Below are 15,040 nucleotides of genomic sequence, written 5' to 3'. Positions count from 1 at the left end.
GGCTCACTCACGAGCGCGTTCGACGCCGGTGAACTCGAACCGTGCGCCGTCGGCCTCGCTGTCTGCGACCGCGACCGACCAGTCGTGGGCGCGGGCGATCTGCTGGACGATGGCGAGTCCGAAGCCCGTCCCCTGCTGGTCGGTGGTGAACCCGGGCTCGAACACCGCTGCCCGGTCCTCGTCGGGGATACCCGAGCCGTCGTCCGCGACGTAGAAGCCGTCGGCGTCGTCGAGTGGCCCGACGGTGATGGTGACGGCGTCCGTCGTCGCGGCGTCCGCCGTCGACCCGTGCTCCACGGCGTCCCCGTGAGACGAAGTCGAATGGGGCCTCGTGGAACCGTGTTCCACGGCGTTCGCGAACAGGTTCTCGAGGAGCTGCTGGAGTCGTCCCTCGTCGGCGACCAGCGCGAGGTCCGATGCGATGGCGAGGTCGGCGCCGTCGGTCTCGACCGCCTCCCAGGCACGCCTGGCGACGACCTCGAGGTAGACCGCCTCCGTCTCGCCCACGACCATCCCCTGTTTGGCGAGCGTGAGCATGTCCGAGACGAGGTCCTCGATCCGCGTCAGCGACGTCTCCGCGCGGTCGAAGTGGTCGTCGGCACCGGTCTCCCGTGCGAGGTCGAGCTGGCCGCGGACGACGGCGAGCGGGTTCCGCAGGTCGTGGCTGACGATGTTCGTGAACTCCTCCAGCCTGGCGTTCTGCTCGCGGAGTTCGCGCTCGCGCTCGCGGACCGCCCGTTCGCGGTCGGCACGGTCGAGCGCCGACTGCAGGTTCGCCGCGAGGATGCGCGCGAGGTTGTGGTCGGTCTCCGCGAAGTCGTCGGGCGCCGGTGACGCGAGCACGAGCGTCCCGTACTCCCCCAGGGGGAGTGCCAGCAGCGACCGGATGTCCGCGTGGGAGTCGACCGTCACCGACTCGGGCTCGACGTCGGGATACCACTGCACCTCGGCCGTCGTGTACGCGTCCCACGCCGGCCCGTTCTCGCCCGGGAACGCCAGCCGTTCGTCCAGGTCGTCTGCCGTGCCGTCGGTCACGGCGACAGGCTCCAGTTCGTCCGTCTCGGCATCGTAGAGGCGCACCGACGCGATGGGGAACTCGAGCGAGTCACAGGCGGCCTCGACGGCGACCCACGCGCACTCGTGACGGTCCGTCGTCTCCAGCAGCTTGCCGAGGACCTCGTTGAGCGCGTCGAGCCGCTGCTCGTATCGCACGCGTTCGGTCACGTCGGTGATGAAGCCCTCCAGCGCCAGCAGTTCGCCGTCGTCGGCGTACACGCCGCGGCCCTGCTCCCACATCCAGCGGACCGCGCCGTCCCGCCGACGGATGCGATAGGTGACCTCGAACGCCTCACCCTCGTCGAGTGCCTCCTGGACGACCGCCCACGCCATCTCCTGGTCGTCTGGATGGAGCACCTCGTCGCCCCAGACCACCTCGCCACGTTCGAGCTGGGACGGCTGGTAGCCCGTCAGGTCCAGACAGCCCTGACTGACGAACTCCATCGGCCACTCGGGCGCGTTCAGACACCGGTACACCATGCCCGGCAGGTTGGAGATCAGCGTCGAGAACATGCGCTCTGACTCCTCGAACGCCGCCTGTGTCCGGTACGCCTCGACCCCGTTCCGGATGCGGTTCGCGAGCAGCTGGAACTGCTCGTTCGCACTGCCCTTCTGGAGGTAGTCCGTCACGCCCGCCGAGATGGCGTCGCTCGCGATCTGCTCGGAGCCGTGCCCCGTGAAGAGGATGAACGGCAGTTCGGCGCGGCGCTCGCGGACCGCCTGCAGCAGCTCCAGCCCGTCCATCTCCGGCATCTGGTAGTCGCTGACCACGCAGTCCGGGTCGAACGCGTCGAGCTCCTCGAGCGCGTCGGCTGCGCTCGTCGTCGTCTCGACCTCGACGGCCTCGAGCTCCCGGGAGAGGAACTCGCTGGTCAGGGTCAGGAACGCCGGCTCGTCGTCGACGTGCAGGACCCGGATGGGGTCGGTCATGCGTCGTTGCCTCACGTAGCCGTGGCACAGATTAATACTCTTGGGAAGGTACCAGGTGGTGTCGTGGCCGACGGGCTGGGTCGTCGAACACCTCGCCGTGCCGGGCAGTCCGAGAGGCGTCTCGACGTGGGGTCGTCACAATCCATCGTCCAGAATAATTGACAGGTGTCCGATGGTATATGTCCGATGGGAGTGAAGTGACACGTATGTACCGCGTTCTGGTGCAGCTCGACACGAACGAAGAGAGAGCGCTCACACAGGGTTCGAAACCGTGATACGGTGATACCTGAGCCGACAGCGGCGTGGGCTCCAATCTCCTCTCCGGCTACTGTGGCCATCGGTCAAACGGATGGATTCGACTCAGCAGTCACCCCTGCTGACTCGTGGCCGTCTCATCCTGACTGGAAAAGAGCCAGTAGAGGGCCAAACCAAGTACTGCCTCCAGCGGGCCGATGATGACCGACCCGAGGAGGAACAGGAAGTACACGATGATGCCGGTCAGTCCCTGTTCGGAGGGCTCGGAATCCATATCATCTGACTGTGTCACTACATGAACATTAGTTGTTGTGATGGCGGTCGTCGAACCCGCTCTGTCGGGCTGTCCGGTCGTATGGTCGCGAGGGGACCACGACGACCGACGCTGGGGCCACTCTTGATGACGGTCGAGTCGTCTGCGTCGAGTTTGTCGGGACTGGGCCCACGCGGTGCCGACGGCTCTCGGCGATAGTAGATCGGTCGCGCCCACGAGGTGCGTTCGCGTGAATCGGTCGAGCAACGCGAGCCGGTACGGCTCACTCGCGGAGAAGCACCTCGCCGACGAGCGTGGGCTCGTGCTCGACGGCCAACACACCAGCTGGTGTGATGCTCGATTCCAGAACGGGAGGCCCGTCGAGATCAAGAGTGCGATGGTGTCGACCGGCTACTTCCAGATCTACCGGAAGTACCACGAGAAGCTTCGGAACGCGGGTGGCTGGTACGGCTTCGTCGTCTACCGCGAACACGGCGACCGGATTCGGGTGCTCAAGACTCGGATGACGCGGCCCGAACAGCTGCCGCTCCGGGCGCTGTGGTCGCCGACAGGCGGGCATCGGGACAGCGAGAAGGCGAAGGTGAAGACCGAGGCTGTGATGTGATGATGGGGAAGTCGGGTTAGTACACTGTCGTCTGACTATTTCCCCAAATCATTATTGTAGATACGAAGGAATCAGTTATCCAGCCCTATGGACCAAGCTGATGACATAAATGAGGAGGAGCGGTTCCGGGATAGAATACCGATTTTTATTGGCTATTCTTTGATAGCCGTACTCGTAATTTGGTCATTGCTTGAGACTCGGGGAGTGATTAATTGGGTCCGAGTCGATCCTCCTGTGGCTGCCTCTGATTTCGGCCTTATTGCCAGTGCTGTAGGGACAATTGTACTCACTTTTGGCCTGCTATTATTGTATGACAAACAAGCGTACATTCAAAGAATACAAGCACAAACCCAACGGAATCAAGAAGAGCTAATGGAACAACAGTTTCAACCATATCTAACAGGTGAAGTTGGATTCAGAAATATCACTTCTGTTCATTTTTCAATTCAGAATTCAGGGAATGGACCTGCATTCGACGTAGTCGCGGAATGGACTGTTGCTGACCAGACTAGAACTTGGGAAATTCCTAGGCTAGCTGCTGGTGATGAACATAATTTTCCCATTGTTGTAGATGGAGATGATTGGCTACTCTCGACAGGAGAAATTGAAGATTATCTAGAAAACCATGGCGCTGAGACAAAAATACAGTACTCCATTGAATGTAAAGACCGATTTGGCGAACAAATGGATTTCTCAGGCGATGTTGATTTTGGTGTACTAATTCAACGAGCTAATTCAGACGAGATCTGGGATACCGATCCGTTAGACGAAATTCAGAATGACCTCAGCAAAATCCAACGCGATATGCGGAAAACTAGGCGTTCACGAAAGAAGGAAGAACGGGCTTCTCGGTGGCAAAATCGCATTCGCCAAACCAACGAAATTGAGAGGTTAATAGAAAAACACGGCGAGCTGACTGTTGATCAACTCAATAGCTTGACCAACATTTCAGAGGGAAATATCCGGTACAGACTGGAAGCACTTGATTCAGCTGGGTCAGTTCACTTTCTGAAAAACCTAGATAAAGCTAAATCCTATAAACACAGCCAAAACAGGAAGCTAGATGAATTCTGAATATGCCACCACTACCTAACTCAAGACTGCTACATGCGGTCGGATTATGTGCAATATGTGATGAAGGCAACCCGGACTATGACGTGATTGATCTGCAATTTGAACAGCCTGGGCGAATCGGGGTTTGTGAAGATTGTTTTGAAAAGTTAGTTCGTGATGGTAAGTCTCAGAGGTGTTCTCTCTGTTATCGAGGAGCAAGATTTGGTACGTGGCAACTCAAACGCTATGACACCCTAAACCAACGAAACGCACAAGAATTAAAACACGAACCAGACTATTTCTTGTTTTGTGAACAGCATTTCAGAGAACTTGAGGAAAAATGTCAGTCGCGGTTACACCAAAGCAAAATTTCCGCATTCAACAATGAGGAGGGCTACTTGGGGTATCTAGACAATCAAGACCTTTTTCTCCCAATGAGGAGGAAATTGAAGTCAGATGAAGAAGAAACTGAAGAATAGTCATCTATACCTTTTGTTAGTTCCTATAATACATCTACAAATATAATATTTTAATCTCGCTTTGTCTCAATCTCCTCCGAGACCGTGAAGTTCATGACTCTTGTCGAGAGTGTCTCGGCAATCTCCCTCTTCTGCTGCATAGTTAGGTCTTCTCGATTAAGCACAGCTTCAGCCGCCCGGACGAGCTGGGGAACGTCCTCGCAGGCGGAGACGACAGCAGTCGTCTTGTTACAGTCGTAGAAGCGGCTGGCCCGTTCGATGGCGTCTCGTCGATACGCTTTGTCGCCGTCGGTTCGGATTCGCATGGTCGTCTCGTACACACGAACCCCAGAATCCTAGTTTTTTCGAGTGACTGGAACCCTATTTCGGCGTGAATCGGCCGGTTCGTGTCGGCCAGTGGAACAGAGAGGTGTGTCGAGACGACAATGGTCGGGGCTGTGTACACACGCCGATCTCCGGCTCGTGTGCATATTCGGGGAAGCGTGTTTGTCGACGTGTGACCCCTGGGCTCGGACTGAGTTCACAAATCGCCAATAAGATATATGACCCTGATATCGTAATCTCGCAGTAACAACTCCTCTCTCGCTATGACACGCTCCAATTCTCACGCTTCCCTGGGTCGCTGGTCACGCCGAACAGTCGTGGCGACCCTTGGCTCCGCCCTCCTCGCAGGCTGCAGCGGTACCGATGACAGCCAGCGGCCGACCGAGCAGACCTCACTCAGAACAACGACGAGGGACCGCCAGACCACTTTAGAAACGGCCACCCCCACCGACGTAGAAACCACCTCACAGGAGGAGCAACTGCTTGCAGAAACCCACGCCGCAGACGAGCTCGACGGCGTGGTTGGCAGACTAGAATACGGCAGTACAACTCTCGACCTCCAGCCAGCCGACGCAAACGCGGACTACGCTGCCTCTACGGTCTTTGATACGTACAACGGCGAACTCACTGTCGCACTCAACCTAAACCAAGCATTTCGCCACAGACATACCTCACTTCCAGATGCATGGGGTGTCGAAGAAGGCACAGAAGGCTACCAAGTACGCCAATTCATAGAAAATATCAGTCAAAGAAACATGGCCTGGATAAGTCTAGTTAACAATGATTTTGCTGAAGCAGATGGTAACGAACACTTGCCCGAATTAAGAGACGAAATAGACCTGGACACTTATACAAACGAAGAACTAGACTTTGAGACTCGTATGGCCGAGTCCGGGATCTACGACCTCTGGACCAAACATGAAATAATAAATCTTCCAGGGGGAGGCGGGTCTGAACTCGACCAGTTCATGGCCGCAGCACTACAGGGAACTGAACTTAATGCAGGATTCAACACTTTCATCTGGGACTACAATATTCCCGGTCACGGATTAGCAGGGGCGATAGAGAACCCGACAAGAAACCCAGACGAAACAAACCGCCAAGAAACATACGTACTAGAAACGGATGACAGAGCCACAGCCGAACAGAGAATCCAAACTTGGGAAGACTCACCATACAGAACAGGAGATGGAATCGCACCACACGATGCTCATGAAAGCAATACTGGAGCTAACATGTACTCAGAGACAGCATTCTATAACTTTGAAAGAGGCGAACTAGTCAGCATCCAAAATGGTCAAGAAATCGGGGAACGGTTTGATCAATTCTATCGGGAACCTGAATCAACACCAGCATATCATCTGTTAGACCCATTGATGGCAGCAGAATATATTAACGATATGAATGAAGCCTCGGTATCGCTAGCAGAGAGTACACTCGGGATATCGAATTGAGGATACCTCTTTCTGTGCACAAACGCCGTAACAACTAGGCCAAAACCGATAGATTCGCAGTAGCACCCTCGATACTATTGAAACTCACCACAACACCCCCACGTCGATAATGTCGAGATGATTCAGCGGTGCGGAGGTGGGGGCGGGGCTGGGTATTTTTTCTGCTTTGTGCCCTTGGGCACACTCTCCAAGGGGATGTTCCCGGCGGACGGGAACGACCCGCGCGGTTGGCGGGCCGATCTCGAGCTCGACGAGCCGACCCACCGCTACATGACCAACCAAAATTGGGCTACAACCCCGTAGAATCCAAGTCAGGTAGAGGAAAAGAGGGTGCGAGACAGTGATGCCTCTCAGCAGGGGCCGCGCTACCCGGCGAGTGCGGAGAAGACGCCGGTCTCGCGCTCCCCGTCGATCTTCGCGACGACCTCCGCGCCGACCAGGTCGATCACGTCGTAGCCGCTCTTGTTCCACGCCTTCCGGGCCTCGGCCAGCACGTCCTGGATGCGCGGGTTGTTCGTGAACTTCAGCTTCGACAGCATCGTGTCGATACGCACCGTCTCCACGCTCCCGCCGTCGTTGACCGTGACCTCGGCACCGTACTTGTTCAACCACAGCTGGAACGCAGACGACGCGGCCTGTCGCGCGTCCATCCCGAGGATCTTCGCCGCGCGGTCGGCCGCGTTCTTGACGTGGTGCTCGGTGCTCTCGATGATGGCCTTCAGCTCGTCGTGAAACTTCCGCGACGAGAAGCTCACCACGCCGTTGTCGTTCTCCAGGACCGACCCGAGACGCCGGAGCGCCCGGTAGATCGTGCTGACAGAGTGCTCGGTCTCCTCGGCGATCTCCTCGTAGTGCTGGCCGCCACCGTCGGCGAGCAGCTGGTCGAGCACGTCCACGTCCGCGTCGGTCATCTCCCGAAGCGACGTGACGAGCAGGTGCTCCTGCTCGGCCTCGATCTGTGGCGTCGGGTCATCGTACATCGCGACGGTCTCCTCGCGAGCCGCCGGGCGGAAATGGTCGTCCTCGATGTACGTCGTCGGGTCCGGCTCGGTCGGTACGCCGCCCCAGTCGAGGAAGTTCAGCAGCGTCTCCTCGATCTCACGCTCGGCGGCCTCCAGGTCGCGCCACACGATGGGCTCACCGCCGTTGCGCTGCTGGTTGATGAGTATGCCCACCTTCGGGTGATACAGCGGCTCCTCAGGGTCGCTGTGGACGTGTTTCGGATGGTAGTGCTTGAACTGGAACCCGTACCGGTGGCTCGGAATCAGCTTCTTCGCGCTCTTCGGTCCGACCCACAGCCGGTGCATATAGCCGACCACGTCCTCGTTGTCGGCCTTGTACTCGACCTTCGTCCCCTTCTCGTCGGCCAGCAGGTGCATCGCCTGCATCATGGTCCCGCTCGCGAGGAGTTTCGACGCCATCGACCGGCGGACTCTTACGTACCGCTCGTAGGCCGTAATCCGAGAGTGCGCCGGACTCGGCTCGTCGGTGAAGTACCGCGAATTCATCGACAGACCGGCGTGCGTTGCGACCGCGTCGACGACCCCGTGCAGCAGCTTCGGCACTTCCTCGGGGTCGACGTTACTAGCTTTCAGCTCAACGTCCACACCCTCGGTACCGAACCGCTTCCACCAACGTTTCCCGAACCCGAGTTCTTCCCCGCTCTCGCGATGGCGCATATCCTCGAAACGCGGCTCGATCAACGGGGAGAACTTGCGTCGCCCTTCGCCCGTGCAGGTGATATCCCACGAGTACAGCGCGTCTCCCTGCACGTTGTCGCTGGGACGGGGCGCGATACCGGTCTTCGAGTAATTGCACTGGATCTCCCAGCGCTCGCCGTCGATCTCCGTCTCGAACTCGGCGTATCCGTCGAACCGGCCGACTATAGCCTTCGCGAGCAGCATGTACGGCCCGAGCCCGTAGTGGGGGTACTTGAGATAGGCCTCGAACTCGTGGGGCTGCGTCACTGTCTGCCCCGTCACTGTTGGCTCTCCGACTCCTCGGGGCGTGGACAGTCCCACCGTCTCGTCTCGCCGCTCTCCGCTTCGTAGAGCCGGGACGCACGGACGAACGTCACTGGCCCTCACCTCGGTCAAGGTCATCCAGCGACGGACGCACACGCTCGTCACCGGTGCGCTGGAGTCGGCGGGAACAGTCGTAGCGGTGGCCAGCCTCGCCACCCTCCGTCAGCCGGGTGCAACGCGCCCCGCACTCGTCACACCGGAACTCGCGCGACGTGGTCGGTCCAGGGTTCGACCGCTCGCGCGCACGGAGTTCGTCGAGCGAGATACCGAGCAGCTGCTCGGCACTCACGCCCCCGCCACCTCGATTTGAGGAATCGCCAGACTGCGAAGGGGGCCGTTTGTCAGCTTGATGGGCTCCAGTATTTCGAGCGCGTTTCTGAAACGCGAAAACGCCGATAACCGGCGATAGAAGTTACTAAATCTGGAGTTTGCAAGAATCGGGAACCGTGCAGGAAGTGTATGGGCCCTGACGGATTCGAACCATCGACCACTCGGTGTCCCACGACCGGACCCGCGACGAGTCGACGGTCGATATGAGCCGAGCGCTCTAACCAGGCTGAGCTAAGGGCCCTGGCGGTCGATAGTTCCCGACCCGGGATAATAGACGTGTCGAAAGTGCAGGCAGGGAGGGGTACAGCCGATCCGCCCGTCGGGAGGTGCGGAACCACGCGATGGTCGGAGATTACACTCCTCGCAGTGTGAAAGTGCGAAAAGCGCCGTCACCAGGGCTCGAACCTGGGACCACCACGTTAACAGCGTGGTGCTCTACCAACTGAGCTATGACGGCTCGTCGCGTCTTCAGGTAGGCCTGCCGGATATAAAGAGAGTTTCGCTTTCCGGCCGCCGGGAGGCGTGTCACCATGGCATCGACATCCGTTTAGGGGCCCGCCGAGTATCCGGCGAGCATGAGCGAGGACGCCTTCGAGGCGACGGTTGCGGCGGTCCGCGAGCGGGTGGACCCGTCGCCTGCGGAGCGAGAGCGGCTCCGCACCGTCGCCGACGAGCTGGTCGAGCGGGCGCGGGCCGCGGCCACGGAGCGCGTGGCGGACGCCGACGTGGTCCAGGTCGGGAGCACCGCCCGCCGCACCTGGACAGCCGGCGACCGCGACATCGACGTGTTCGTACGGTTCCCGACGAGTCTCGACCGGGAGACGCTGGAGCGGTACGGGCTGGAGGTCGGTCGCGAGGTGCTGCCCGACGGCCACGAGGAGTACGCCGAGCACCCGTACGTGAAAGGCGAGTACGAGGGGTTCGACGTGGATCTCGTGCCGTGTTTCCGGGTCGACAGCGCGACGGAGATCCGGTCGGCGGTCGACCGGACGCCGTTCCACGACGCCTACCTTTCGGAGCGACTGGACGACGACCTCGCGGGCGACGTGCGCGTCGCGAAGGCGTTCTGCAAGGGCATCGGCGTCTACGGCAGCGACCTCCGAACGGAGGGGTTCTCCGGCTACCTCGTCGAGCTACTCGTGCTCGAGTACGGGGGCTTCCGCGCGTTCGTCGAGGCCGCGGCGGACTGGCGGCCACAGGTCGAGCGCGACCCGGAGGACCACGGCACGCGGTCGTTCGACGACCCGCTCGTCGTCGTCGATCCGACGGACCCCGAGCGCAACGTCGCGGCCGTGGTCTCGCCGACGAACGTCGCGCGGTTCCAGCACCACGCGCGGGCGCTGCTCGCGGACCCCGACCCGGCGCGGTTCGAGCCGAGCGACCCGGACCCGATCTCGCCGGACGAGGTTCGTGCGCACCTGAAGACGCGGGGGACGACACCGGTCGCGATTCGATTCGACCCGCCGGACGTGGTCGCGGACCAGCTCTGGCCGCAGCTCCGGAAGTCGCTCGATGGGGTCACCGACGAGCTCGACCGCCGTGGCTTCGATACGTTCCGGGCGACCGCGCTCGCCGACGAGACCGCCGCGCTGTTCGTCGAGCTCGCCGTCGCGGAGCGCCCGACCGTCGAGCGCCACGACGGCCCGCCAGTGCACGTCCGCGACCACGCGACGGGGTTCTACGCGAAGTACGCCGCGATGGACGGGTCGCCGCCGTACGGCCCGTTCGTCGACGACGACCGCTACGTGGTCGAGCGCGAGCGCGACTGCACGACGGCCGCCGGGTTCCTCCGGAGCGACCGACTGTTCGATGTCGCGCTCGGGGCCGGTGTCGAGCGAGCGCTGGCGGACGACTACGAGGTGCTCGTCGGTGCCGACGTCGCGGTGCTCGCGGAGGAGTTCGGCGAGGAACTGGCGGCCTACTTCTCGCCGCGACCCTGACACCCGGCGACCGGGGCGGTCCGAGGGCGACGAGCCGGCTCAGTCGAGGTCGTGTTCGGCGCGAACCTCCTCGAGCAGCTCGTCGACGTCCTCGCTGACCGGCTCGTCGGGCTCGATTGGGTCGCGGCCGTCGAACGTCTCGTGGACCATGGCGACACCGTCGGCGAGCACGTCGAGCCCGTAGCCGCCCTCGAGGACGAACGCGATGGGTGCGTCGACGCGCTCGGCACAGCGCCGGAGTCGGTCGGTGAGCACGGCGTACCCCTCCGTCGAGAGGCGCATCCGCGAGATGGGGTCGTGCCGGTGGGCGTCGAACCCGGCACTGACAAGCACGAGCCCGGGGTCGAAGCGCTCGATGGCGGGCTCGACCGCGCGCTCGAAGACGGCGGCGTAGTCGCTCGTGTCCGCGCCGGCCGGCAGCGAGACGTTCATCGTCGTCCCCTCGCCGTCTCCCTCGCCGGTCTCCGCCACGTCGCCGGTCCCCGGGTAGAGGCCGTCCTCGTGGACGGACGCGAAGAACACGTCGCCACGGTCGTAGAAGATGTCCTGCGTGCCGTTGCCGTGGTGGACGTCCCAGTCGACGATGGCGACGCGGTCGACGTCCCGTTCGTCGATGGCCGTCTGGGCGGCGACAGCGACGTTGTTGACGAAACAGAAGCCCATCGCGTCGTCGTAGATGGCGTGGTGGCCCGGCGGCCGGCCGAGCGAGAACGGCGTCTCCCGGCCCTGTTCGCCGTCGAGCGCGCCGAGCGCGGCCCACTGCGCGATGCCCGCGCTCTTCAACATGGCGTCCCACGACTCCTCGACGGCGGTCGTGTCGGGGTCCCAGTCGCCGCCGCCGTCGGCACAGAACTCCCGGACCTCCTCGATGTAGTCGGCGTCGTGGACGGTCGTGATGGCGTCGACCGTCGCCGGGTCGGGGTCGACGTACTCGACGCCGTGCTTGCGCTTCAGCCCCTCTCGGATGGCCCGCAGGCGGTCCGGCGTCTCCGGATGCCGTGGGCCGGTGTCGTGCTCGAGACAGCGGGGGCTGTATCCGAACTTCATCTCATTCGAACAGGGCGAAGTACGTCTCGATGTCTTCGGCCTTGATGGTGCGTCTGTCTGCGTGGCGCGCGAGCGTCGCGGCGGCGGCCGCGACGTTGTCGGCGTAGTCCTCGAGGATGTCCGCGAGCGCGATGCGGGCGTCCATCGCGACCCGGTAGGAGTCGTCGATGTCGAGGCGGGCGATGCGGTCGACCGGGGCGACCGGCAGCTCCAGTTCGTCCTTGTCGATGGACGCCTCGACGCCGAAATCCGTCGCCATCAGCGTCTTCCGCCCGTCCGCCGTGGCCACCTCCGCTGCGTCTTTGGCCAGTTCGGCACCGTGAAGCTGGATGCGCCGTGCCAGCTCCTCTGCGGCACCCGAACTGACTCGAAGGTCGCCTGCGTTCCGTCGGATGATGGAGTCCACCGGGGCGAACGGTAGCTCAACGCTCATACCGTGAACCGAGTCCGCCCGTCCCTTAGTAGTTTTCCGTCACGCCAGCATCGGCCGCGACTCGGTCGATGCAGGCCAGAGCGCGCGTCGTTCGGTGTCCCAGGAACTGGACCGCGCTCAGAACACGTCGTCGGCGTCGAGCGTGCCGTCCGACACCGTTCCCCGGACCGTGACCTCCTGCCCGAGGTGGACGTCCGCGTCCGTCTCGACGCTCATCGTCTCCTCGCCGTCGTCGAGGATGACCGGCGAGCCCGCCTGCACGACGGTGCCGGTGAACTCGACGACCTCGCCCTGGAGCGACGCCGAGGCGGAGCCACCCGAACCGCCGGAATCGGCGACTGCGGCATCGCCGTCGTCGCCGGTCCCTGTGGCGTCGTCGGCCGCATCCCCGTCGCCGGCGAAGGCGTCGAGTCCGGTCGACTGCTCGTCGCCAGCGTCCGCGTCGTCGCCGCCGGGGGCCTCGCCAGCCCCGTCGAGGACGGTCACGCTCGCGCGCCAGCCGGCGGAGGCCTCGAGGTCGTCCTGCCAGCCGTCCTGGATCTCCACGTCGGCGAAGGCCACGCGGTCGCCCGGCCCGATGTCGTAGTCGGCCTTGTCGCCCCAGAGCGCGACGCGGATGTCGCCCGTCTCGTCCTGCACGCGGACGTTCCGGACCTGCCCCTCGCTACCGTCGTCCCGGTCGAACGTCCGCTTCGGGTCCGCCGACCGGATGACGCCCGCGATGTCGACCGTGTCACCCATCTCCAGCGCCTCGATGGGCGTGCTCTCTGGCTCGTAGGTGATCTCCTCGTCGAGCTCCTCGATGGCGCCGCGCTCGCCGACGTGCAGCTCGAGGCTGCCGTCGCGCTCGCGGACGTAGCCGTCGACGACCTCGACGCTCGTGCCCGCCGAGAGCGCCTCGACGGTGTCGGCCTGCCCGTCCCACATCGTCACGCGGATGCGCCCCGTCGAGTCACCCAGGGTGAGGTTCGCGACCTTGCCCTCGCTCCCGTCGTCGCGGTCGAAGGTGCGCACGGATTCGGTGTCGAGGATGCGGCCCTTGGTGTTCACGTCGGAGAGCCCGAGCGAGAGGTCCTCGACGCGGTAGGAGTCCCGGATCTGCACGTCGATCTCGGCGTCCTCGTCGACCTCGACCTCGTCGACGTTGACCTCGATGCCGTTGTAGCCCTCCTTCGGGCGGCCCTTCACGCGAAGCACCTGGCCGACCTCGAGCTCGTTCTCGGCGGCGTCGGCCTTCTCGTCCCAGAAGGCCAGCCGGAGCGAGCCGGTCTCGTCGGCCACGTCGACGTTGACGACGCGGCCGTCCTCGGCGTCGTCGCCGTCGCGCTCGAACGTCCGTACGTCGCCGATGGCGGTGACCTTCCCGAGGAACTTCACCTCGTCCATCCCCGGCGCCACGTCGGCGATCCCGTTGACCTCCTCGTCGCGCAGCTCGTGCGCGATGAGCATCGCCGCTGTCTCCTCGTCGGCCAGTCCCCCCATCTGCTCGACCTTGGCCTCGACGGCCTCCTCGAACTCCTCGAAGGAAACGTCGGCCTCGAGGTCCTCGTAGACGTCCTCTATGGCGCCCATAATTCTAGAGTTTCGCAGGGTTGGGCGTCGCTTAAGCGTTGTCCTTGCCGCAGGAGGTCGCCTCCTGCTGGTGGTTTTCGCGTCGGTCGCCGGCGGTGCATAGCCGACCCTTGGGGCGGCATCCTACAAGAACTGGGGGCCGGTCGCTTGCCGGTCGGTCAGTGCGGCTGGACGTTCCGCGACGCCGTCGTGACGGTCGTCGTCTCGCCCTGGCTCGTGTGCTGCACCTCGACGGTGCTCGGGAGCGCGTCGGCGAACGCGAAGCGCCCCTCGTACTGGACCTGCCCGAGGCACTGCTGGCACGTGTCGGCGTCGTCGGCCTCGACACCGACCGCGACCATGAGCGTCCCGTCGGACATCGCTGCGCGCTCGACAGTCGCGACGTGGCACGGGTCCGACGCCATGATCGAGCCGTCGACGGTCACCGTCGACGAGCCGCCGTCGAACGTCACGGCGGCCTCGCTGGTCGACCCGCAGCCTGAGCCCGTCGTCGTGATGTTCCGGGACTGTACGCTGGGGCTGCTCGACTCCCCGCCGTCCGAGTTCGCCGAGTCGTCGCCGTCGGTCGCCGTGCCGTCGCTCCCGGAGCCGCCGCCCTCGCCATCGTCGCCGCCGGACCCGTCGGTCGGCGTACTCGTGTCGTCGTCGCCCCCGGCGCCGGGGGAGCTGTCGTCGCCGTCGGTCTCCAAAGACCCGAGACAGCCCGCCATCGAACCGATCGCCGCCACGGTACCCGCCTTGGTGAGTAGTTCTCGTCGTTTCATACCTCCACAGAGACACCCTAATTTCAAAGCCCTTTCCCACGGTGAAAATCAATTTTCAGTTGCGATTCCGAGAGACCCACCGTGGTAGGTGCCCGCACGCGGCGCGGGCCCACCACATCGTAACCCTCTTATCCTTCTCCGCGGAACGTGTAGATGAGTCCGGGTAGGGTAGTGGACTATCCTCTTGGCTTGCGGAGCCAGGGACCGGAGTTCAAATCTCCGTCCGGACGCTTCTTCCGTAGCGCCACATCGCGAGCGTAGCGAGCGTCGGCGCTGCGGAGAACGTCAACGGAGATTTGAGCAGGGCAGAAGCGCGCAGCGGAGCGAGCACTTCTGGCCGAGTTCAAATCTCCGTCCGGACGTTCCTTCGTTCCTTCGCTCGTTTCACTCGCTCAGTCACTACATCACGTCCGGACGTGCCCCCGCTCGCTGCGCTCGCGGGGACTCCGACTGACCGCGAGCGGTCAGTCGTGCTCTACGCTCGCTCCGCTCGCGTAGAAC

General features: G+C 62.9%; 13 protein-coding genes and 3 tRNA genes. 5 read left to right on the top strand and 11 right to left on the bottom strand.

The window, feature by feature from the left end; all coding sequences use genetic code 11:
- Positions 1 to 3 precede the first annotated feature (3 nt).
- The gene (locus tag ACSG06_RS12680; RefSeq protein WP_440990646.1) at positions 4 to 1,986 is read right to left on the bottom strand and encodes a receiver/sensor box histidine kinase; all 1,983 of its coding nucleotides are present in this window, start codon (positions 1,984 to 1,986) and stop codon (positions 4 to 6) included.
- Between the two features lie 367 nt (positions 1,987 to 2,353).
- On the bottom strand, positions 2,354 to 2,515 hold the full coding sequence (locus ACSG06_RS12675) for a hypothetical protein (protein ID WP_440990645.1): 162 nt from the start codon (positions 2,513 to 2,515) through the stop codon (positions 2,354 to 2,356).
- Positions 2,516 to 2,744: 229 nt separating this feature from the next.
- On the opposite strand from ACSG06_RS12675, the gene ACSG06_RS12670 reads away from it, so the two are divergent.
- Entirely contained in the window at positions 2,745 to 3,119 is a 375-nt protein-coding gene (locus ACSG06_RS12670) for a PD-(D/E)XK family putative nuclease (protein ID WP_440990644.1), read from the top strand.
- Between the two features lie 87 nt (positions 3,120 to 3,206).
- Positions 3,207 to 4,193: a DUF8453 domain-containing protein gene (locus tag ACSG06_RS12665; RefSeq protein WP_440990643.1), complete on the top strand. Its 987-nt coding sequence runs from the start codon at positions 3,207 to 3,209 to the stop codon at positions 4,191 to 4,193.
- 508 nt (positions 4,194 to 4,701) lie between these two features.
- On the opposite strand, the gene ACSG06_RS12660 is transcribed toward ACSG06_RS12665, so the two are convergent.
- Positions 4,702 to 4,956 carry a DUF7692 domain-containing protein gene (locus tag ACSG06_RS12660; protein WP_440991429.1) on the bottom strand — a complete coding sequence of 85 codons (255 nt, stop codon included), beginning with the start codon at positions 4,954 to 4,956 and terminating at the stop codon, positions 4,702 to 4,704.
- 336 nt (positions 4,957 to 5,292) lie between these two features.
- Between ACSG06_RS12660 and ACSG06_RS12655 the strand changes: the two genes are divergently transcribed.
- Positions 5,293 to 6,429 (top strand): hypothetical protein, encoded by a 1,137-nt coding sequence (locus ACSG06_RS12655; RefSeq protein WP_440990642.1) that lies wholly within the window; start codon positions 5,293 to 5,295, stop codon positions 6,427 to 6,429.
- Positions 6,430 to 6,794: 365 nt separating this feature from the next.
- Here the strand turns inward: ACSG06_RS12655 and ACSG06_RS12650 are convergent, their stop codons facing one another.
- The 4 genes from ACSG06_RS12650 to ACSG06_RS12635 form a co-directional block, all read right to left on the bottom strand.
- Positions 6,795 to 8,411, bottom strand: a complete 1,617-nt coding sequence (locus tag ACSG06_RS12650) for a DUF7845 domain-containing protein (RefSeq protein ID WP_440990641.1) — start codon at positions 8,409 to 8,411, stop codon at positions 6,795 to 6,797.
- A 91-nt stretch (positions 8,412 to 8,502) separates the two neighbouring features.
- Positions 8,503 to 8,742, bottom strand: a complete 240-nt coding sequence (locus ACSG06_RS12645; protein ID WP_440990640.1) for a hypothetical protein — start codon at positions 8,740 to 8,742, stop codon at positions 8,503 to 8,505.
- A gap of 171 nt (positions 8,743 to 8,913) precedes the next feature.
- A tRNA-Ile gene (locus ACSG06_RS12640) sits at positions 8,914 to 9,024 on the bottom strand.
- A 143-nt stretch (positions 9,025 to 9,167) separates the two neighbouring features.
- Positions 9,168 to 9,240 (bottom strand) — tRNA-Asn (locus ACSG06_RS12635).
- Positions 9,241 to 9,358: 118 nt separating this feature from the next.
- On the opposite strand from ACSG06_RS12635, the gene cca reads away from it, so the two are divergent.
- Positions 9,359 to 10,723 carry a CCA tRNA nucleotidyltransferase gene (cca, locus tag ACSG06_RS12630; protein WP_440990639.1) on the top strand — a complete coding sequence of 455 codons (1,365 nt, stop codon included), beginning with the start codon at positions 9,359 to 9,361 and terminating at the stop codon, positions 10,721 to 10,723.
- Between the two features lie 39 nt (positions 10,724 to 10,762).
- On the opposite strand, the gene ACSG06_RS12625 is transcribed toward cca, so the two are convergent.
- The 4 genes from ACSG06_RS12625 to ACSG06_RS12610 form a co-directional block, all read right to left on the bottom strand.
- Positions 10,763 to 11,770: a histone deacetylase family protein gene (locus tag ACSG06_RS12625; protein ID WP_440990638.1), complete on the bottom strand. Its 1,008-nt coding sequence runs from the start codon at positions 11,768 to 11,770 to the stop codon at positions 10,763 to 10,765.
- Between the two features lies 1 nt (position 11,771).
- On the bottom strand, positions 11,772 to 12,203 hold the full coding sequence (locus ACSG06_RS12620) for a histone (protein ID WP_440990637.1): 432 nt from the start codon (positions 12,201 to 12,203) through the stop codon (positions 11,772 to 11,774).
- 117 nt (positions 12,204 to 12,320) lie between these two features.
- Positions 12,321 to 13,775, bottom strand: coding sequence for a single-stranded DNA binding protein (locus ACSG06_RS12615; RefSeq protein ID WP_440990636.1), 1,455 nt, complete (start codon positions 13,773 to 13,775; stop codon positions 12,321 to 12,323).
- Positions 13,776 to 13,933: 158 nt separating this feature from the next.
- On the bottom strand, positions 13,934 to 14,539 hold the full coding sequence (locus tag ACSG06_RS12610) for a hypothetical protein (protein WP_440990635.1): 606 nt from the start codon (positions 14,537 to 14,539) through the stop codon (positions 13,934 to 13,936).
- Positions 14,540 to 14,696: 157 nt separating this feature from the next.
- Here ACSG06_RS12610 and ACSG06_RS12605 point away from each other — a divergent pair.
- Positions 14,697 to 14,769, top strand: a tRNA-Arg gene (locus ACSG06_RS12605).
- Positions 14,770 to 15,040: the final 271 nt, after the last annotated feature.

Origin of the sequence: Haloarchaeobius baliensis, assembly GCF_052060055.1 — an archaeon.
GTDB lineage: Archaea > Halobacteriota > Halobacteria > Halobacteriales > Natrialbaceae > Haloarchaeobius > Haloarchaeobius baliensis.
The sequence above is the reverse complement of the archived record's forward strand: the minus strand, read 5'-3'. Positions and strand labels throughout refer to the sequence as shown.